Here is a 17,238-nt window from a genome sequence, read left to right on the forward strand (position 1 = left end):
GTGCATTGCAGGAAGCACGGGTGCGCAACGATTCAGCGCGTCGTTGGTTCAACTCTAACCGACGGCCATCGGAAGCCCTTTGACTTCGGTCAAAGGCAGCCGAGCAAGGGAGGGTTAGCTGGGGCGCATGCGGAGACCAGGATCCAAGCTCATCAAGGCCCCACAACGCGCGGCGCGCCTACCCCTAATAGCCCTGCCTGCCCTGCTGGGCGGGTGCGACATGGTGGTGATGAACCCCACCGGCGACATCGCCGTCCAGCAGCGCGACCTCATCCTGTTCTCCACGGGGGTGATGCTGCTGATCATCGTGCCGGTACTGGCGCTGACCGTCTGGTTCGCGTGGAAGTATCGGAAGAGCAATCCGAACAAGGTCTATGATCCGAACTTCGATCACTCGACCACGCTCGAGCTGATCATCTGGACCTGCCCGCTGCTGATCATCATCGCGCTGAGCGCCGTGACCTGGACGAGCACCCATCTGCTCGACCCCTTCCGACCGCTGGAGCGCATCGCGCCGGGCAAGCCGATTCCGGCGGGCACCAAGCCGCTCGAAGTCCAGGCCGTGGGCCTGGATTGGAAGTGGCTGTTCATCTATCCGGAGCTGGGCATCGCCACGGTCAACGAGCTGGCGCTACCGGTCGATCGGCCGGTGCATTTCTCGATAACCTCGACCGACCAGTTCAACACCTTCTACGCGCCGACGCTGGCCGGCATGATCTACGCGATGCCGACGATGAAGTCGGAATTGAACGCAGTGCTCAACAAGCCGGGCGAGAGCTGGGGCTATTCGGGCAATTATACCGGCCGCGGCTATTCGGACATGCGCTTCAAGCTGCGCGGCGTGAGCCAGGGTGACTTCGATGCCTGGGTCGCGGGCGTGAAGGCCGCCGGCGGCACCCTCGATGCCAACACCTACATCGCGCTGGCCAAGCCGAGCGAGAAGGTGCCGGCGATGCGCTTCTCCGCGGCGCAGCCGGGCCTGTTCGACAAGATCGTCAACCAGTGCGTCGAGCCCGGCAAGCCCTGCATGGTCGATGTGATGCGCAACGACATGCTGCGCGCCGCCGGCAAGCCGCACGATCCGCACATGGGCGTGCCCATGCCGATGGGCGGCACGCCCACCCCTGCGCTGAAGAAGGAGCCGGACGACAAGGGAAGCGGTCCCAACGTGACCAAGCCCAAGGACGGACATCCACCCGGGCAACACAAGCCCGGTGACCCGGCCAACCGGGACATGTCCGCCCTGAACCCCCTTCCCCTCCCCGGCGCCCCGCGCGCCGCCCGGGCCTGAGCGCAACGGAACCGCCATGAGTGATACCTTGATCAAGACGGTGTTCGGACGCCTGAGCTGGGAGTCCTTCCCCTTCCATGAGCCGATCCTGCTCGGCACCTTCATTATCGTCTCGCTGCTTGGCCTCGGCCTGATCGGCGTGGTGACCAAGTACAAGCTGTGGGGCTATCTCTGGACCGAGTGGTTCACTAGCGTCGATCACAAGAAGATCGGCATCATGTACATCATCCTCGCGATCATCATGCTGCTGCGCGGCTTCTCCGATGCGCTGATGATGCGCGCGCAACAGGCGATCGCGTTCGGGGACAACCCCGGCTACCTCCCGCCCCACCATTACGACCAGATCTTCACCGCGCACGGGACGATCATGATCTTCTTCGTGGCGATCCCGCTGGTGGTGGGCATCATCAACTTCGTGATGCCGCTGCAGATAGGCGCGCGCGACGTGGCGTTCCCGTTCCTCAACAACCTCAGCTTCTGGCTGACGGTAGCAGGCGCGGTGCTGACCATGATCTCGCTGTTCGTCGGTGAGTTCGCGCGGACCGGCTGGCTGTCCTACGCGCCGCTCGCCGGATTGGCGTACAGCCCGGATACAGGCGTCGACTATTATCTATGGTCACTCCAGATAGCCGGCGTCGGCACAACGCTATCGGCGATCAACATGGTCGCAACGATCATCAAGATGCGCGCCCCAGGCATGACGATGATGAAGATGCCGGTGTTCTGCTGGACCGCGCTTTGCTCGAACATCCTCGCCATCGCCATCTTCCCGGCGCTGACCGCAGCCTTCTTCCTGCTGCTGCTCGACCGCTATGCCGGTACCCATTTCTTCACCAACGAGCTCGGCGGCGCGCCGATGATGTACTGGAACATGGTGTGGATCTGGGGCCACCCCGAGGTTTACGTCCTCGTCCTGCCCGCATTCGGCATCTATTCCGAAATCACCCAGACCTTCACCGGCAAGCGTCTGTTCGGCTATTCCTCGATGGTCTACGCGACGGTGGTCATCACCATCCTGAGCTATCTGGTGTGGCTGCACCACTTCTTCACCATGGGTGCAGGCCCGACGGTCAACAGCTTCTTCGGCATCGCCACCATGGTGATCGCTATCCCGACCGGCGCGAAGATTTTCAACTGGCTGTTCACGATGTACCGCGGCAACATCCGCTGGGAACTGCCGATGATGTGGGTGCTGGCGTTCATGTTGACCTTCACAGTCGGCGGCATGACCGGCGTGCTGCTCGCCATCCCCCCGGCGGACTTCGTGCTGCACAACTCGCTGTTCCTGGTGGCGCACTTCCACAACACGATCATCGGCGGCGTGGTGTTCGGCCTGTTCGCCGGCATGGTCTACTGGTTCCCCAAGGCCTTCGGGTTCAAGCTCGACGAGTTCTGGGGCAAGGTCGCCTTCTGGGGCTGGGTGATCGGCTACTGGATCGCCTGGACGCCGATCTACATCGTTGGCCTGATGGGCACCACGCGCCGCGTGAACCACTTCGACGATCCCTCGATCCAGCCTTACTTCGTGATAGCTGCTATCGGAGCGGTGATCATCCTGGTCGGCATCTTGGGCTTCGTGATGAGCATCCTGGTTGGCTGGCTGAAGCGCGACAAGCTGAAGGACCTGACCGGCGATCCCTGGGAAGGCCGCACCCTTGAGTGGTCGACCTCGTCGCCGCCCCCGGCCTACAACTACGCCTTCACGCCGGTGATCCACGACCTCGACGCCTGGCACGACATGAAGGAGCGTGGGTACGAACGGCCAACCACCGGCTTCCGCCCGATCCACATGCCCAGGAACACCGGCGCGGGCGTCATCCTCTCCGGTCTGGCGCTGGTGATGGGCTTCGCGATGGTCTGGTACATCTGGTGGCTCGCTGCCGTCTGCTTCGCCGGCCTGTTCGTGGTCGCCATCGCCCACACCTTCAACTTCAAGCGCGACACTTACATTCCCGCCGAGGAAGTCGCCGCAACCGAGGACAAGCGCACGCAGCTGCTTGCGCAGGGGGCCTGACATGACCGACCACGCACTCGACCCCCAGGGCACTCCGACCTGGTACCTCACCGAGGAAGAAGAGCATCACGATCACGGGGCCAGCGGCCCGACGATCCTGGGCTTCTGGATCTATCTGATGAGCGACGCGCTCATCTTTGCCTCGCTGTTCGCGATGTTCGGCGTGGTGAGCGCCGCCTATGCCGGCGGCCCGGTGCCGCGCGAGATATTCGACCTGAAGCTGGTCGCGCTAAACACCGGGCTGCTGCTGGCCTCGTCGATCACCTTTGGCGAAGCGATGCCGCACATGGAAGCGGGCCGGGTCGGCCCGCTGCGCTTCTGGCTGGCGCTGACCGGGCTGCTCGGCGCCGGGTTCATCGGGATCGAGCTCTATGAGTTCTCGCACCTGATCGCGGAGAATGCCGGGCCGGACCGCAGCGCCTTCCTCTCGGCCTTCTTCACCCTGGTCGGCACCCACGGCGCCCACGTCACCGTCGGGCTGATCTGGCTGGTCGTCATGCTGGTCCAGATCGGCCAGCACGGCCTGATCCCCGCGACCAGGCGCCGGCTGATCTGCCTGTCGATGTTCTGGCACTTCCTGGACATCATTTGGATCGGCGTCTTCACCTTCGTCTATCTGTTTGGAGTGATCCGTTGAGCACCCCGCACGAAACAACCGCCAGCCACGGCAACGCAAAAGCCCATGGCAATGGCCACCGCATCGGCTCCGTCCTGGCGATCATCCTGACGGTGATCCCCTTCTGGCTGGTGATGAGCGGCCCGACGCTCTCGCCGGGGTGGACCGCGGCGATCATCTTCTCCTTCGCGATCGTCCAGATCGTCGTCCATGTGCTGTTCTTCCTGCATCTCGACACGCGGTCAGAGGGTGGTTGGACGCTGCTCGCCTTCCTGTTCACCACGGTGATCGTGGTGCTGACGATCGGCGGGTCGATCTGGGTGATGTACCACCTCAACACCAACATGATGCCGATGCCGGCCGATATGGGGGGCAGGCACTAGGGGCCCGCACCTTATTGGGGATCGGCCAGTCCAGGCCCGGCCGATCCCTACCCCTTCAAATCGCGATCTCGGTCCATTCGATCGTCGAGCCGCCGCCACTCTGCGACTGGTTGCTGCTCGTATTGTAGGCGCCCATCTTCGGGTAGAAATGGCGCCCGCTCTTGAGGCTGCCGTCATAGACGGTGCCGGCCTTATCCCCGTCCGGGTTCGACTTCTTGCAGACGGTGCCGTTAATCCGGTATTCCGGGCTCTGGCCGGTGCTCACCGATACGCTGACGTCGTAGGAACTGCCCACCACCACGGTCGGTGCGCCGCTGCAGACCTGGCTGCCCTGGACAACGTAGAACTCGTAATTGCCGCCCGATTTGGGCCGCACGGCGAGCTGCGTGATCGGCTCGGACGGGCCCGAGGTCGAGCCGGCAGCGACGACGTTGAGCACCTGCATCACGCTGACATATTTCCCGCCGCTCACCAGCTTGAACCGGCCGCTGGCCGATGCGCCAGTGGTGCTGGATGTGCCGCGCAGCTCGGCGCGGCCGGGGGTGCTGTCGGTGCGCTGCTTGATGACGAAGCGCTTGCCGCCGCTGATGTTGGTGATGGTGCCGTTTGCATCGGTGTCGGTGGTGTAGGCCCAGGCCACGCCCGCGGTGGCGAGGATCAGGCCGGCAGCCGCAAGTGCAGCGGTACGATTATGCTTTAACATGCATCTTCTCCAGGCGCCTCCTGGATTGCCCGGCGATCTCGTGGGAGCGATGCTCGTGCCGCCGGTCCTGGCAGCGTGATCTGGGTCTGGCCAATTGGCAAGACCGAACATGCACGGAAATGAACGGGCCGGCACGCGCTGCCGGCCCGCAGGCAGGTTACTTCGACCCGCCCATCACCTTCTTCTGCACATATTCGACGAAGTCCTTGGAGAACGCGTCACGCAGTTCGGCCTTGGCGGCCTCCGCCTTTTCCGGCGTCTTGGCCGGGAAATCCTCGAGCGGGTTCTTCACCGCGCCCGTGGCGGTCCGGGTGGCGATCTGCTTGTCGCCGAACTCGCGATAGATCCAGCCGGTGAACAGGTTCGAGCCGTACATCATCGCCTTGTGATAGAAGATCATCGTGGTGATCAGTTCGGCATAACATCCATGCGTCGAATCGCTGAGGCGCCTGCCGGCCTTGATCCGCGCGTTCATCGCCTTGGCCTTGGCCTTGAGCGCGGGGTCCTTCTTCAGGTCCTCGTTGAACGGCGTCGGCTCCTCGAGGATGATCCGATATCCCTTGAGCTTCAGCGTCTCGGCGATGCCGAGCTTGTTGAGCTCCTCCATCTGGATTTCCGGGCCCAGATAATCGCGCATTAGATCCTTGACCGTAGCCACCCGATCCTTGTGCGCGGACATGTCGGCGACCGCGCCGAGCGCACCGAAGCCGGAGAGCAGGCCGGAGTTCATGCCCAGATAATTTTGCGTCGGCCAGACGTGCAGCTCGCACGGCAGCGCCGGGTCGGACACGGCGGGTGAGGCGGTTGCGGTTACGGGCGCCTCTTGGGCGCTGGCCGGCGCGACGACGAACAGGACAGCCGCATACGCGACTGCCGACAGCAGCTTGCTATTCATGCATTCCCCCCCTCTTAACCAGCCGAATTGAGCATGACACCGGTCGCCATGCAAGAGGCGCAAAGGCCCGCTTGCCGGCATTGCCTTTCGCGCCCGGATACGCTAGGCGCGCGCTCTTCCAAGGCAACAGCAATGGAAACCCGCGGGAGGCCGTGTTCGCACGGCCGCTTTACCGCTCGACTTGATCCGGGACCCGAGCCTCGCGCAAAGGTCCCACGAAAGAGAGTGACATGGCAAAGAAGATTACCGGCTATATCAAGCTGCAGGTGCCGGCCGGCTCTGCAAACCCGTCGCCCCCGATCGGCCCGGCCCTGGGTCAGCGCGGCGTGAACATCATGGAATTCTGCAAGGCGTTCAACGCCTCGACCGGCGACGTGGAAAAGGGCACCCCGCTCCCCACCGTCATCACTGTCTATGCGGACCGTTCGTTCTCGTTCGAGACCAAGACGCCGCCGGCGACCTACCTCATCAAGAAGGCCGCGAACCTGAAGTCGGGCTCGAAGGAGCCGGGCAAGGTTTCCGCCGGAAAGATCGCGCGCTCGAAGCTGAGCGAGATCGCCCAGGTCAAGATGAAGGACCTGAACGCAAACGATATCGAGGCGGCCACCCGCATCATCGAGGGCTCGGCCCGCGCGATGGGCCTCCAGGTTGTGGAGGGCTAAAGACATGGCAAAGCTGACCAAGAAGCAGAAGACCTGGACCATCGACGGCGAGAAGCTGCACGGCATCGACGAGGCGATCGCCCTCGTGAAGTCGGGCGCGACCTCGAAGTTCGACGAGACCATCGAAGTCGCGCTGAACCTGGGCGTCGATCCGCGTCACGCAGACCAGATGGTCCGTGGTGTCGTCACGCTGCCCAAGGGCACCGGCAAGACCGTGCGCGTCGGCGTGTTCGCCAAGGGCGCGAAGGCCGATGAGGCTCGAGAAGCTGGTGCGGACGTCGTCGGCGCCGAGGACCTTCTTGAGATCGTCCAGGGCGGCAAGATCGAGTTCGATCGCTGCATCGCGACGCCGGACATGATGGGCCTGGTCGGCCGTCTCGGCAAGGTGCTGGGTCCCAAGGGCCTGATGCCGAACCCGAAGCTCGGCACCGTGACCATGAACGTCGCAGAGGCCGTCAAGGCCGCCAAGGGCGGTCAGGTCGAGTACCGCGTCGAGAAGGCCGGCATCATCCACTCGGGCATCGGCAAGGCGTCGTTCCCGGCGGAAGACCTGCGCGCGAACTTCGACGCGCTGGTCGACGCAGTGGTCAAGGCCAAGCCGTCGGGCGCCAAGGGCAAGTACCTGAAGAAGGTCGCCCTCAGCTCGACGATGGGCCAGGGCGTGAAGATCGACGTCGCGGAAGTCGCGACCGTCTGATCCAGCGTCATCGCTGAACAGAATTGGGCCGGGAGGGTTGCAATCCTCCCGGCCCTTTTCGTTTGGCGAGGGATCGCCAGTCGCTGCGTTATTGGGCAGCAACCCGGAGGGCACCGTCGCGCAACTGGTTGCGACGGGCGAGTTCGACTGCGTTCGCCATCTTGGGGGCGACGGTAAGCATGGTGTGATCCACGCAGCGCCGCGAATAGGCGAAGGGGATGAGCCCGCTCGGCGTGCGCACGTGACAGACAAAGCGGGCGGCCGCCTGGACCCGTCGCTTGAGTTCTTGGGCACCGGGCTCGGTGGCGAGGTTCAGGTCGCGGAACGAGACGGTGCGCGAGACCTGGGGCGGATCGTCATAAGTCTGGCCGGCGGCCGACGTCGCGACGCCGAGCGCCAGCGTGGCGAAGATGAGGATACGGTAGTACATCGAGTTACTCCTGGTTTTATGCACGCAAGGGCGCGCGGCGGTGCGACCCGCCTTTGATCTGGACTGGGATGCCTGAGGCGGGCCTCAGCAGTGGCCGACGAGCGCCTCGCCCGCGACGAGATGGAGCGCCGGCGGCGCATGACCGCGCACGCTGATCGGGGCGAACTCCGCGCGATACTGGCCCGGTGCCATGCCGGTGATCCGCTTGAACAGCGCTCGGAAGAAGCCGAGGTCGAGATAGCCCACCGCTTCGGCGATTACCGCAACCGAGCAATCCTCATGCTCGAGCATCGTCTTGGCCGCTTCGATGCGCAGCGCCTGGATATAAGCGGCGGGCAGCCGGCCGGTCGCCGACTTGAAGCGCCGCACGAAAGTGCGTGCACCCATATGCACCCGTTCGGCGAGCTGCTGGATCGACACCTCCTTGCGGAAATTCTCCTGCAGCCAGGCTTCGATCGCTCGGATCTGTGGATCGTCATGCGCGCGGGAGACCGGCAACACCGCATAACCCGACTGCATCAGCCGCGGCATCGGCAACAGCAGCGCCTTGGCCGTCTGCACCGCGACGTCGTGCCCACAGAATTTCTCGACGAGGTACAGGCTGATGTCGATCGACGCCCCCACCCCGCCGCTGCACAGGATGCGCTGGTCCTCGGTCATGAACAGCTCGGGATGCCAACGCACCTTGGGGAAGCGCGACGCCATGTCGCCGCATGCCGCCCAGTGCGTGGTCGCCAGCCGGCCGTCGAGCAGGCCCGCCGCGGCGAGATAGGCCGCTCCCATGCACACACCGACGATATAGGCCCCCTGGGCATGCTGGCGCCGCAGCCAGGGCAGCAGCGCGCTGTTCTCGACCAGCTTGAGATCGAGATCGAGGCCCGAGGTGGGCACGATGACGATGTCGCTGCTCTCCACCGCCTCGACCGCGACTTCAGGTGTCATGCAAAAGCCATAGGGCGTGCGCACGGGCGCACCACGCAGCGAAGCGGTGCGCACGCGAAAACCGGGAAATTCCGGCTCGTCGTGCAGCAGGTTCCACAGGCTGCCGGCGGAATGGAATATCTCGGTGGGCATCACGGCGGTGGACGACAAGCCGTCGTCGAGCATCACGATCGTCACATCGAGTACGCGGCGCGCCTCGGGCGCGTTACTGAGTTCGTTCATCGCCTCAGCCGCTCGCCGTCTCGGGGCCGATCACGGCCGCCACTTCGAAGATCTTCGACGCAGGAAAGCCCGAGAGACGCGCATGCTCGCGAACCGCTTCCTCATCTTCGGCCAGATAGCTGCAAAAGGTGCCACCCGCGACGACGAACGACTGCAGCCAGCGCGCACGACCGGACAATTTATCGAACGCGGCGTTCGAAATAGCTGCAGCCTCGCGCAGTTGTTCTTGGCTGAATTCGCCGATCCCGGGAATTTCTCTTTCGATGACGAAGTGTTTCACGGCAACTCCCCTCTAAATGTTGCCGAAATGATTTCGCATTGCAGCGACACGTCCGAAAGATGCGATCAGGACAAGTTTCGGTGGCGAAAACGTTCTGGATAAAGAATGAAGTATCCTTAGAAACGACTTGCGCATTAAATCGATGTCCGCACCGAATATGACTATAACCGCAATCAATATACCCGGCTTGGACTGTCCGCTTCCGGACAGTTGGACTCAGCGATACTTTGTTCTATCGGTGGAGACATGCACGCACCGATGCGCTTCTCGACCGACACCCTCCCCGCCCGCCAGCGCACCGAAGCCTGGCGCGCGCTCTATGGCCGCGAGATCCTCAACGTCGCGCTCGATCCGGTCGGCGAGCAGCCCTTCGCGTGCAGCTTCAGCGCGCATGCCGTGCAGCGCGTCGCCTTTGTCCGCGGGCAGACGTCGGGGGCGGTCTTTGCCAAGACGCCCGATCTGGCGGGCGGCGACGATCTGCTGCTGATCGTCCATGGCGGCAGTCACGGCGCCGTCGAGCAATGTAGACGCGTGGCCGAGCTCGCGCCAGGCGACGCGGCCCTGCTGCACAGCGCCGAACTTGGTCGCAGCATCCACCCGCACGGCGTGGACTTCCTCAACATCCGCCTGCCCGGCGCGGAGCTGGCCGAGCGGCTGCCGGGGGTCCATGACTGGCTCGCGCGTGCCCTCCCCGCCGCGACGCCCGCGCTGATCCTGCTCGCACGCTACACGCAGCTGGTCGAGCAGCTACCGACGGGCAATTGCGTGGCCGCCGCCGCCGCAGACCATATCTGCGACCTGGCGGTAATTGCGCTCGGCGCCCTGCCCGATCCCCGCGCAAGGGCCTCGGCGGGCGCGGCGCGGCTGGCGCTGGCCAAGGCGGATATTCGCCGCAACGCCTGGCGCCCAGAACTGTCGATCGGCTGGGCGGCGGCGCGGCAGGGCATTTCGGCGGTATATCTGCGCAAGCTGTTCGCCGCAGAGGGCGGCAGCTTCGCCGATTTCGTGCTGGCGGCACGGCTCGACTAGGCACATGCGCGCCTGCGGGACCCCGCCTGGCAGCACCGCACGATCGCCGCACTCGCCTTCGAAAGCGGCTTTGGCGACATCTCCTATTTCAACCGCTGCTTCCGCCGCCGCTTCGGCATGATACCTTCGGAAGCCCGAGCCGGCCGCTGACGCGAAAGGGGCCGGGAACATCGCTCCCGGCCCCTTCCTCCCCCTTATTACCCTGTTTCAGACCGCCGGGTCGCCGGGAAGCGGGGTTTCCGCCTTCCACACGCTGCGCACGCGCCGCGCCCAATCATCGACCTTGCGGATCGCATCTTCAGTCAGCGTGACGATGCCCGCCCGATTGTCCATCGGATTGGGCGAGCGCACCACCAGGCCGGCGCTTTCGAGCAGCGCCAGGTGGCGGATCGCCGTGGTCTGCGGCGCGCCGCTGCCGATACAGGCGCTGCTCACCGATACCGGGCGCCCCTTGGCGGCCGCCAGGTACAGATCGAGCAGGATGTCCCAGGTCGGCTCGCGGAACTGGCCAGCAATCGCGCCAAAGGCATCGTCGCGCAGCCTGCGCGAGCGGTAGATGCCCTCCACGAGATCGGTGGCAGTGCCGGTGAAGGCCGTGCCCCCAGGCGCCGAGCGGCCCGGGACTGCCGGACGTTCGCGCAGGCGGTACAGGGAGTCGTCTGCCTCAGCCATGACGGGTCTCCCCACGCTGGATCAGGACCAGGCCGGATCCGCTCCGTAGCGCCGCAGCCGCTGCCGATGCCGCACGGCGCCGATGGCGATCAGCAATGGACCGGGATAGTTCCAGGCGGCGTTCGCCACCGCATAGGACCATGGCATCACCGAAGGCGTGAGCATCAGCAGATGCGTCACCACGATGTTGAGATACACCGCGGAGAGCCACAGCGGCCAATAGCGTTGTGCCTTGAGCGACAGCAGCATCGTGCTGAGGAACATCCCCAGATCGACCACCAGCAGCCCGGTCTCCATCCGCTGAAAGCGGTATTGGCCAGCCACGGGGGCGAAATGTGAGGCGATGATCGCGCTCACCAGGATCAGCACGGCGAGGCGCTCCGGCACACCGCCACGCGCGACCGCGTAGATGCAGCACAGAAGCAGCACGAGCAGATAGGTGAGCACGTTCATAGGGCGCAACCGCACCAACGAACCCGGGACAAGTCAAGACCCCCATCATGCTGCAACGGTGAGCGGAATGATTTCCGCCTCGCCACGCGGGTCATCATGCCCGGGAGTTTCGAAGATATCGCCGGCCCCGAGCACCTGGTGGCGAATGCCGACGCCGCGCAGCTCGCCATGGGCCTTCTTGATGTCCGACATCGCGCCGAACACCTTGGCCGTGGCGGCGCCGACATAATCGACGGCGACCTGTGCCTCCAGGGGGTGGAACGTGCCGTCCGCCCGGGCGGTGAGCACGGCGGTTCCCATGGCGAGCACCTTGAGAGCGGCTTCGTTGACGGCGATTTCCGCCGGCCGAAGCGAGCGGGCAATACGCACGGCAGCAATCTTCTTCGGAGACGTCATGAGTCCTCCTTCGCGCAGCCGAGGGCTGCGACGTGGCCAAGAATTAGTTGTTCGAAAGAGGCCGAAGTTTAGCCGGTAATGCGCCAGAGCGCGCCCAAGCCGTTGAGGAAATTGGCCACCGCGATCAGCATGAGCAGCGCGAGGCCGATGATCCACATCAAGCGGTTGAGCGGGTCCAGATCATTTAGTTGCTTCCCCTGCCTCAGAAACGGGACCCGAAAACGAGGTTCGGCTTCGGACCGTTTCGGTGGCAATGGAACCCCCGAAAGCACCGTTTCGGCAAGGTCTGGCGGCTCGCCCCCCAAATTTTGGGGGGGAGCAATTTCCTCGCGCGGCGCGAATTCTTCATGCGACGCAAGGACGCGTGCAGCCTCGCGCCGGCCCGAAGCGCCCAGCGTGCGTACCGCTTCCTTGAGGTAGCCATCGACCGTGAGGGGCGAGAGTCCGAGGGCGAGCGCGATCTCCTTCGACGACATGCCGCGCGCCACAAGGCGCAGGCAGTCGCGTTCGCGCGCCGTCAGTTGATCGATCGTCCCAGTCACCATCGGGGATCGCTTTTAGACATCGCCCGCGCGAATCCAACCGAGTCGGTGCGATTTCCTGCCGCTTTTTCCTGAGGTTGAGGATGAGAAAAATCGATCAGCGACGAATAGCCGTGCGTCCGCAACAGCGACGCCCCGCTCCGCCGCGCGATTCGCGATTTCGGACATAGCCGAGCCCGCATTGCGACCGCTTCCTTCCCCCCTTGTTCGCGAGCATAGTAGCGCATTGAGAAATAAGGGGGAGAGGCGATTATGCGCAGCATGCGCGCGATTTTGACATTTGGTCTGATCGCCTTGCCCGCCATCGCCTACGCCCAGGATGCAAGCTCCGGCCAGGATGCCGCGATCGTCGTGCAGGGCCAGCGCGACAAACCTAGCAACTGGCGCCAGGCCGAAACCGACCATGTCGTGGTGATCAGCGACGGCGGCGAGAAGGATCTGGCGCGGATCGCACATAATCTGGAGCGCCTGCACTTCCTGCTCTCCGTCCTGCTCAACCGGGTCGATCAGCCTGATACGACGATGAAGCTGCGCGTCACGCTGGTCGGCGACGGTGCCGAGTTCGACGCGATGGACCTGCGCAACCTGCGCTATTCGCCGGGCCCCTATGCCCGCGCCTTCCCCCAGCCTGCCTATTACGACCCGCGTGAGGATGGTGTCGTGCTCGCCGCGAGTCGCTTCGATCAGAAGGCCGTGCTCGAACAGGGTCAGGCGCTGGCAAACATCCTGCCCGACCTGGTCCGCGCGACCGCTGCGCAATCGGCCGCGGCGCCGGGTGCCGCGTCCGAAAACCCCGGGCTCGGTGCCACGCTGTCCGCCAGTTACGCGGGATCGATAGCCCGCTTCGGCCGCGACGATCCGATGGCGCTTTCGGTCAACGCGCTGACGGTCCCGGTCTCGGCGGAGGGGCGGATCTACGCCGGCTATGCCCGCCATTTCCTGCTCAGCTATTTCCCGCACGCCTATCCGCGCTGGTATGTCGATGGCTTCGGCGAGATCTTCGCGACGCTGGCGATCGAGGGCGATGCCAGGATCGAATATGGCCGCGCTCCTGAAGGCTATCGCCGCGTGCTCGACAAATATGCGCGCTATCCGATCGCGGAAATCCTCACCGGCCGCTACCTCACCGACCGCAAGGCCGGCGAGCGCTGGACGCCGTTCCACGCCTGGGCACTCACCCACATGCTGTTCTTCTCGAACGAGCGGAAGGGCCAACTCCACGCCTATCTCGCGACGATCGCGTCGGGCGGATCGCTGGAGCAGGCCGCAGCGGCCTTCGGCGACCTGGGCACGCTCCAGAGCGAACTGATCGCCTATGATCGCGGCAAGATGCCCTTTGAACAGATGTCCTACCCGGCCGACCGTGCCGCCGAACCGATCGTGCGCCGGTTGAGCGAAGGCGAGGCGGCGTTCGTCAAGGGCCGGCTGGAGCTGGGCGCACGCGTCTCCGTGCCGCCGGCCAGCGACGAGGCCAGGCTCGAGAAGCTGCGCCACGACACGATCGCGCGCCGGGACGACTGGCTGCGCGGCCTGCGCCGCGATGCCGGGCGCTATCCGGCGAACCTCGATGCACAGCTGCTGCTCGCCGAGGCGGAGTGCCGCAGCGGCAATGGCGCTGAATGCGCGGGCGCGGCGGGCAAGGCGATCGCCATTGCGCCCGGCAATAGCGACGCGCTGGCATGGCAGGGCGTCGCCCAGACCCAGCTCGCCCTCGAAGCCCCCGCCGGCCAGCGCACGGCGAAGCTCAAGGCCGCGCGCGTGACGATCGCCCGCGCCAATCGCGCCGACAGCGAAAGCCCGCTGCCGCTGCTCGCTTACTATCGCAGCTTCGCCGATGCGGGCGAGACGCCGCCCGACGTGGCGATCGAAGGGCTGATGAAGGCGCGGGACCTGGTGCCGGCAGCGCCGACCCCGCGGCTGATGCTCGGCGAAGCGCTCGCCGGGCGCGGCAGCGCCGAAGCTGCCCGCCAGGCGCTGATCCCCGTGGCGGGCGGCGCCTATGAATCGCCCGAGGCAGCGCCGGCCCGGGCATTGCTGGCGTCGATCAAGCCGCAATGAAAAAAGGCCGGGAGCACTGCCCCCGGCCTTCCCCCTTTTCTCAGCGCGAACGCTGGATCAGAAATTCGCGGAATAGGTGACGAACCACTGGCGCGGCGGGATCGGATAGGCCGAGTAGCTATTGGTCGCCGACCCGACCGAGATGGTCGATACGCCCTTGATGTCGCCGAGATTGGTGACGTTGAGGCTGAGCTTCGCCTTCTTCATGCCGAGCGTCTCGGCCGGCAGATCGACACCGACGCTCAGCGAGGCGAGGAAGTACGAACCGATGCTCGCGTCGTTCGAGTAGGTCGCATAGCGCTTGCCGACATAATCGCCGACCAGCTGCGCCTCAACCGGACCGATGTTGAGCGTCGCGACGCTCTTGTTCATCCACTTAGGCGTGCCCGGCAGCTGCTTGCCGCAGGTCGGGACGACGCCGCCCACGACCAGATAGCCACCGATGCAGCTGTTGGTAGCACCGCCGATGCCGGTCGCCGCCGACGTATAGTCGCTCCGGTATTTGGAGAGATTGTACGAGGTTGCGTTGTAGAAGGAGAAGGCCCGGCCGAAACGCAGAGTGAAGGCTGCATCGACACCGTTGGTGCGGACGTCGCCGACATTGACCAGGATCGACGTGCCGCCGGTGATGCCGCTGCCCGCGATGCCGCCCGGATTGGTCGAGATCGCCAGCAGGCGGTCGCTGAAGTCGACATGGTAATAGTTGATCTGTGCGTCGAGCCCGATGCCGCCGCCGAAGCTGCGATGGGTACGCAGGCCCGCTTCATATGTCCAGCTGCTCTCGGGCTTGCCCTGATCGGCGAAGGCATTGAACGCTGCCTGGCTGCCCGTGAACCAGGGACCGCCACCACCGGCCAGATATGCCTGATACTGGCGCAGGTTCTTCTGGACGTTGAAATAGACTTCCTCGTGTCCGTTGAAGTCATAGGTCGCGCCGACCGCCGGCAGGAACCACTTCAGCGTGTTGATCTTGCCCTGCGGCAGGCCGCCGGCCAGGCCGGAGAGCGAGCCGGCCACGGGCTGCACCGGATACCAGCCATTGGCCCATTGCGCGCTAGTCTTGAAGCCGAACTGGACGAGCAGCGGCTCGAACACCTGCCAGGTATCCTGGACATGGAGCTGCAGCTCATTGATCCGCGCCTCGCCCTGATACTGGGTGAAGAGCGGCTGCATCACTTCGAGCGGACGGACATAAGGCGTGCTCGCTGCCGGGTTGCCGACGGGAACGGCGTACCAGCGGCGCCACTGGGTAGTGCTGTTGTGCTCGAACCAGCCACCGAGCTCGATCTGGTGCGCACCGAGATCGACATTGAGCGCGGTGATCGCGCCGCCGCGATCGATGCGATATTCGGTGGTGCGGGTGATCAGGCCCGAGCCGCCCGTCGCCGCGACCAGCGCCGCGCCCCGCGCCGCCGCCTGGGCGTCGGTCAGCGCGGTGCAGGCGGCGGGACGGACGCCGTTGGCATTGCCGGCGAAGCGGCAATTGGCCGGCAGCGCGGCATAGCCCGGATCGAGATAAGGCTGCGCAGTGGTGATCGACTGGCCGAGCGGGCCGGCGACGACACCGGCGCCGTCATTGTGGTGGAAGTAGATCGTGTTCGACAGCGTGATGTTGTCGGCGATCTTGGCGTCGTACCGCGCATAGGTGAGGTAGTCGGTACGCTGCGCGTCCGAATAATAATTGCGGTAGTTGCTGCCCACGGCAGCGGGCGAATTGCCCATCGCGTTCAGATAGCCCGTGCGGTAGCCGCCCAGGTCCGAGTAGAAGAACGGCTTGGTATAGGGCGTGTAGAGCTGCACCGGGGTGGCAGTGCCGCCGGCAGACGGCTTGAAGAAGACCGTCGCGTCCTCGTTCGGCTGCGTCATGTCGTTATAGTCGAAGTACAGCGTCAGCTTGCCGACCGAATCGTCATGGACGAACTTGGCATTGGCCTGCCAGCCGCCCTGATAGCCGTTGAAGTCCCAGGCCTTGGCCTTTTGGCGCGTCGCCGAGATGTAGCCCGCGTCGGTGCTGCCATCGCCGCCGAAATTGCCGGTGTCGAGGCGCAGATAGGTGCGCGAGGTGTTGTAGCTGCCCACCGTCTGGTTGGCGGTCACGCCGAAGCCCGGGGTGGGATCGGACGAATAGGTCTCGACCGTGCCGCCGAGATTGCTGTTCGACGCCGTAGCGAGATCGCCGGCGCCCGCCGCCACGATGACGCGGCCGACATTCTCGGAGATCACCGCGCGCTGGGGCGAGAGGCCGTTATAGTTGCCGTAGCTCTGGTCCCCGAGCGGGATGCCATCCATCGTATAGCCGAGTTGGTTGCCCGCGAAGCCATGGATGAAGATCTGGGCGTTCTGCTCGTTGTTGCCCCAGGGATCGGCCGTAACATAGAGCACGCCGGGCAGTGTCTGGATCGCCTTCAGCGGCGATACACCGGGCAGGATCTTCTGGATCTCGCTCGCCGGGATCGCAGTCGCCGAGCGCGTCTGCTTGGCGGTGACGAGAATCGCCTGGTCACCGGCATTCTCGGGCGCGGTGTCGTCCGCCGCCAGGGCCGGCCCCTGGTCCTGGGCATAGGCAGGCGCTGCGGCCATCGCGGCGAAGGAAAGAGCGGCAGCACAAACGGTGGCGCGAAGCGCGTGGCGAACGGTCATCATGAACCCCCTGAGTCGCGGCTTCGTTGCGCCGCAGCAACGGCGCCTAGGCGGGGTATGTGGCAGTCCGGTTGTGCTTGCGCGAAACATCCGTGAAAGCCTGAAGACAGGCCTGTGACACGCCCTGCGGCGATTGACTTATCCACAAGAATCGCTATTGGCGCGCCTTCCTCCTTCGGGAGGAGACCGTCCGAGACAGCGAGTGCGGGGAATATGCCCCGCTTAATCTCTCGCCTAGACGGGGACAGATTTTACCGGCGCCTCCGTACGCGGAGCGTTCGGGTCATGCCCAGGGATAACCGGGCGCGACGAT

19 protein-coding genes are annotated in these 17,238 nt (G+C 64.9%); 9 read left to right on the forward strand and 10 right to left on the reverse strand.

Annotation, left to right across the window (positions count from 1 at the left end; all coding sequences use genetic code 11):
* The first annotated feature begins 220 nt into the window (after nt 1-220).
* The 4 genes from cyoA to cyoD are packed head-to-tail and all read left to right on the forward strand — an operon-like array spanning nt 221 to nt 4,304.
* Nucleotides 221-1,291, forward strand: coding sequence for a ubiquinol oxidase subunit II (gene cyoA / locus AC1RPL_RS04655; RefSeq protein ID WP_493068084.1), 1,071 nt, complete (start codon nt 221-223; stop codon nt 1,289-1,291).
* A gap of 16 nt (nt 1,292-1,307) precedes the next feature.
* Nucleotides 1,308-3,305 (forward strand): cytochrome o ubiquinol oxidase subunit I, encoded by a 1,998-nt coding sequence (gene cyoB, locus AC1RPL_RS04660; protein ID WP_493068085.1) that lies wholly within the window; start codon nt 1,308-1,310, stop codon nt 3,303-3,305.
* A 1-nt stretch (nt 3,306) separates the two neighbouring features.
* The gene (cyoC, locus tag AC1RPL_RS04665) at nt 3,307-3,942 is read left to right on the forward strand and encodes a cytochrome o ubiquinol oxidase subunit III (protein ID WP_493068086.1); all 636 of its coding nucleotides are present in this window, start codon (nt 3,307-3,309) and stop codon (nt 3,940-3,942) included.
* Nucleotides 3,939-4,304, forward strand: a complete 366-nt coding sequence (gene cyoD / locus AC1RPL_RS04670; protein WP_493068087.1) for a cytochrome o ubiquinol oxidase subunit IV — start codon at nt 3,939-3,941, stop codon at nt 4,302-4,304. The genes cyoC and cyoD overlap by 4 nt, the downstream gene beginning before the upstream one ends.
* Nucleotides 4,305-4,359: 55 nt before the next feature.
* Here cyoD and AC1RPL_RS04675 read toward each other — a convergent pair whose 3' ends face one another.
* Complete coding sequence (locus AC1RPL_RS04675) at nt 4,360-5,007, reverse strand: hypothetical protein (RefSeq protein ID WP_493068088.1); 648 nt, start codon at nt 5,005-5,007, stop codon at nt 4,360-4,362.
* A gap of 157 nt (nt 5,008-5,164) precedes the next feature.
* The gene (locus AC1RPL_RS04680; protein WP_493068089.1) at nt 5,165-5,902 is read right to left on the reverse strand and encodes a hypothetical protein; all 738 of its coding nucleotides are present in this window, start codon (nt 5,900-5,902) and stop codon (nt 5,165-5,167) included.
* A 230-nt stretch (nt 5,903-6,132) separates the two neighbouring features.
* Here AC1RPL_RS04680 and rplK point away from each other — a divergent pair, with 230 nt between their 5' ends.
* Together rplK and rplA are read left to right on the forward strand one after the other, a co-directional pair.
* Nucleotides 6,133-6,564, forward strand: coding sequence for a 50S ribosomal protein L11 (gene rplK, locus AC1RPL_RS04685; protein WP_493068090.1), 432 nt, complete (start codon nt 6,133-6,135; stop codon nt 6,562-6,564).
* Nucleotides 6,565-6,568: 4 nt separating this feature from the next.
* Entirely contained in the window at nt 6,569-7,261 is a 693-nt protein-coding gene (rplA, locus tag AC1RPL_RS04690; protein ID WP_493068091.1) for a 50S ribosomal protein L1, read from the forward strand.
* Nucleotides 7,262-7,349: 88 nt separating this feature from the next.
* Here the strand turns inward: rplA and AC1RPL_RS04695 are convergent, their stop codons facing one another.
* From AC1RPL_RS04695 to AC1RPL_RS04705, 3 genes are all read right to left on the reverse strand, one after another.
* Nucleotides 7,350-7,691, reverse strand: a complete 342-nt coding sequence (locus tag AC1RPL_RS04695; RefSeq protein WP_493068092.1) for a UrcA family protein — start codon at nt 7,689-7,691, stop codon at nt 7,350-7,352.
* An 84-nt stretch (nt 7,692-7,775) separates the two neighbouring features.
* Nucleotides 7,776-8,855, reverse strand: coding sequence for a GlxA family transcriptional regulator (locus AC1RPL_RS04700; RefSeq protein ID WP_493068093.1), 1,080 nt, complete (start codon nt 8,853-8,855; stop codon nt 7,776-7,778).
* Between the two features lie 4 nt (nt 8,856-8,859).
* Nucleotides 8,860-9,135: a DUF4242 domain-containing protein gene (locus tag AC1RPL_RS04705; protein ID WP_493068094.1), complete on the reverse strand. Its 276-nt coding sequence runs from the start codon at nt 9,133-9,135 to the stop codon at nt 8,860-8,862.
* 246 nt (nt 9,136-9,381) lie between these two features.
* Between AC1RPL_RS04705 and AC1RPL_RS04710 the strand changes: the two genes are divergently transcribed.
* Both AC1RPL_RS04710 and AC1RPL_RS04715 read left to right on the forward strand, forming a co-directional pair.
* Complete coding sequence (locus AC1RPL_RS04710; RefSeq protein ID WP_493068095.1) at nt 9,382-10,164, forward strand: AraC-like ligand-binding domain-containing protein; 783 nt, start codon at nt 9,382-9,384, stop codon at nt 10,162-10,164.
* 12 nt (nt 10,165-10,176) lie between these two features.
* The gene (locus AC1RPL_RS04715) at nt 10,177-10,314 is read left to right on the forward strand and encodes a helix-turn-helix domain-containing protein (RefSeq protein WP_493069080.1); all 138 of its coding nucleotides are present in this window, start codon (nt 10,177-10,179) and stop codon (nt 10,312-10,314) included.
* A gap of 57 nt (nt 10,315-10,371) precedes the next feature.
* Here AC1RPL_RS04715 and AC1RPL_RS04720 read toward each other — a convergent pair whose 3' ends face one another.
* The 4 genes from AC1RPL_RS04720 to AC1RPL_RS04735 all read right to left on the reverse strand — a co-directional run bounded on the left by AC1RPL_RS04720 (nt 10,372) and on the right by AC1RPL_RS04735 (nt 12,230).
* Nucleotides 10,372-10,836, reverse strand: coding sequence for a hypothetical protein (locus tag AC1RPL_RS04720; protein ID WP_493068096.1), 465 nt, complete (start codon nt 10,834-10,836; stop codon nt 10,372-10,374).
* Nucleotides 10,837-10,857: 21 nt separating this feature from the next.
* Nucleotides 10,858-11,289 (reverse strand): hypothetical protein, encoded by a 432-nt coding sequence (locus AC1RPL_RS04725; RefSeq protein ID WP_493068097.1) that lies wholly within the window; start codon nt 11,287-11,289, stop codon nt 10,858-10,860.
* Between the two features lie 45 nt (nt 11,290-11,334).
* Entirely contained in the window at nt 11,335-11,685 is a 351-nt protein-coding gene (locus tag AC1RPL_RS04730) for a hypothetical protein (protein WP_493068098.1), read from the reverse strand.
* Between the two features lie 68 nt (nt 11,686-11,753).
* Nucleotides 11,754-12,230, reverse strand: a complete 477-nt coding sequence (locus AC1RPL_RS04735; protein WP_493068099.1) for a helix-turn-helix domain-containing protein — start codon at nt 12,228-12,230, stop codon at nt 11,754-11,756.
* Nucleotides 12,231-12,488: 258 nt separating this feature from the next.
* On the opposite strand from AC1RPL_RS04735, the gene AC1RPL_RS04740 reads away from it, so the two are divergent.
* The gene (locus AC1RPL_RS04740; RefSeq protein ID WP_493068100.1) at nt 12,489-14,285 is read left to right on the forward strand and encodes a hypothetical protein; all 1,797 of its coding nucleotides are present in this window, start codon (nt 12,489-12,491) and stop codon (nt 14,283-14,285) included.
* Nucleotides 14,286-14,342: 57 nt separating this feature from the next.
* Here AC1RPL_RS04740 and AC1RPL_RS04745 read toward each other — a convergent pair whose 3' ends face one another.
* Entirely contained in the window at nt 14,343-16,925 is a 2,583-nt protein-coding gene (locus AC1RPL_RS04745; RefSeq protein WP_493068101.1) for a TonB-dependent receptor, read from the reverse strand.
* Between the last annotated feature and the right edge of the window lie 313 nt (nt 16,926-17,238).

It is taken from the genome of Sphingomonas sp. GW821-FHT12D09 (assembly GCF_058807215.1).

Bases quoted from the DNA above. Each gene is read 5' to 3' on its own strand.
- cyoA (WP_493068084.1), top strand. From the start codon at position 221: ATGGTGGTGATGAACCCCACCGGCGACATCGCCGTCCAGCAGCGCGAC.
- cyoB (WP_493068085.1), top strand. From the start codon at position 1,308: ATGAGTGATACCTTGATCAAGACGGTGTTCGGACGCCTGAGCTGGGAG.
- cyoC (WP_493068086.1), top strand. From the start codon at position 3,307: ATGACCGACCACGCACTCGACCCCCAGGGCACTCCGACCTGGTACCTC.
- AC1RPL_RS04675 (WP_493068088.1), bottom strand. From the start codon at position 5,007: ATGTTAAAGCATAATCGTACCGCTGCACTTGCGGCTGCCGGCCTGATC.
- AC1RPL_RS04680 (WP_493068089.1), bottom strand. From the start codon at position 5,902: ATGAATAGCAAGCTGCTGTCGGCAGTCGCGTATGCGGCTGTCCTGTTC.
- rplK (WP_493068090.1), top strand. From the start codon at position 6,133: ATGGCAAAGAAGATTACCGGCTATATCAAGCTGCAGGTGCCGGCCGGC.
- rplA (WP_493068091.1), top strand. From the start codon at position 6,569: ATGGCAAAGCTGACCAAGAAGCAGAAGACCTGGACCATCGACGGCGAG.
- AC1RPL_RS04695 (WP_493068092.1), bottom strand. From the start codon at position 7,691: ATGTACTACCGTATCCTCATCTTCGCCACGCTGGCGCTCGGCGTCGCG.
- AC1RPL_RS04700 (WP_493068093.1), bottom strand. From the start codon at position 8,855: ATGAACGAACTCAGTAACGCGCCCGAGGCGCGCCGCGTACTCGATGTG.
- AC1RPL_RS04710 (WP_493068095.1), top strand. From the start codon at position 9,382: ATGCACGCACCGATGCGCTTCTCGACCGACACCCTCCCCGCCCGCCAG.
- AC1RPL_RS04720 (WP_493068096.1), bottom strand. From the start codon at position 10,836: ATGGCTGAGGCAGACGACTCCCTGTACCGCCTGCGCGAACGTCCGGCA.
- AC1RPL_RS04725 (WP_493068097.1), bottom strand. From the start codon at position 11,289: ATGAACGTGCTCACCTATCTGCTCGTGCTGCTTCTGTGCTGCATCTAC.
- AC1RPL_RS04730 (WP_493068098.1), bottom strand. From the start codon at position 11,685: ATGACGTCTCCGAAGAAGATTGCTGCCGTGCGTATTGCCCGCTCGCTT.
- AC1RPL_RS04735 (WP_493068099.1), bottom strand. From the start codon at position 12,230: ATGGTGACTGGGACGATCGATCAACTGACGGCGCGCGAACGCGACTGC.
- AC1RPL_RS04740 (WP_493068100.1), top strand. From the start codon at position 12,489: ATGCGCGCGATTTTGACATTTGGTCTGATCGCCTTGCCCGCCATCGCC.
- AC1RPL_RS04745 (WP_493068101.1), bottom strand. From the start codon at position 16,925: ATGACCGTTCGCCACGCGCTTCGCGCCACCGTTTGTGCTGCCGCTCTT.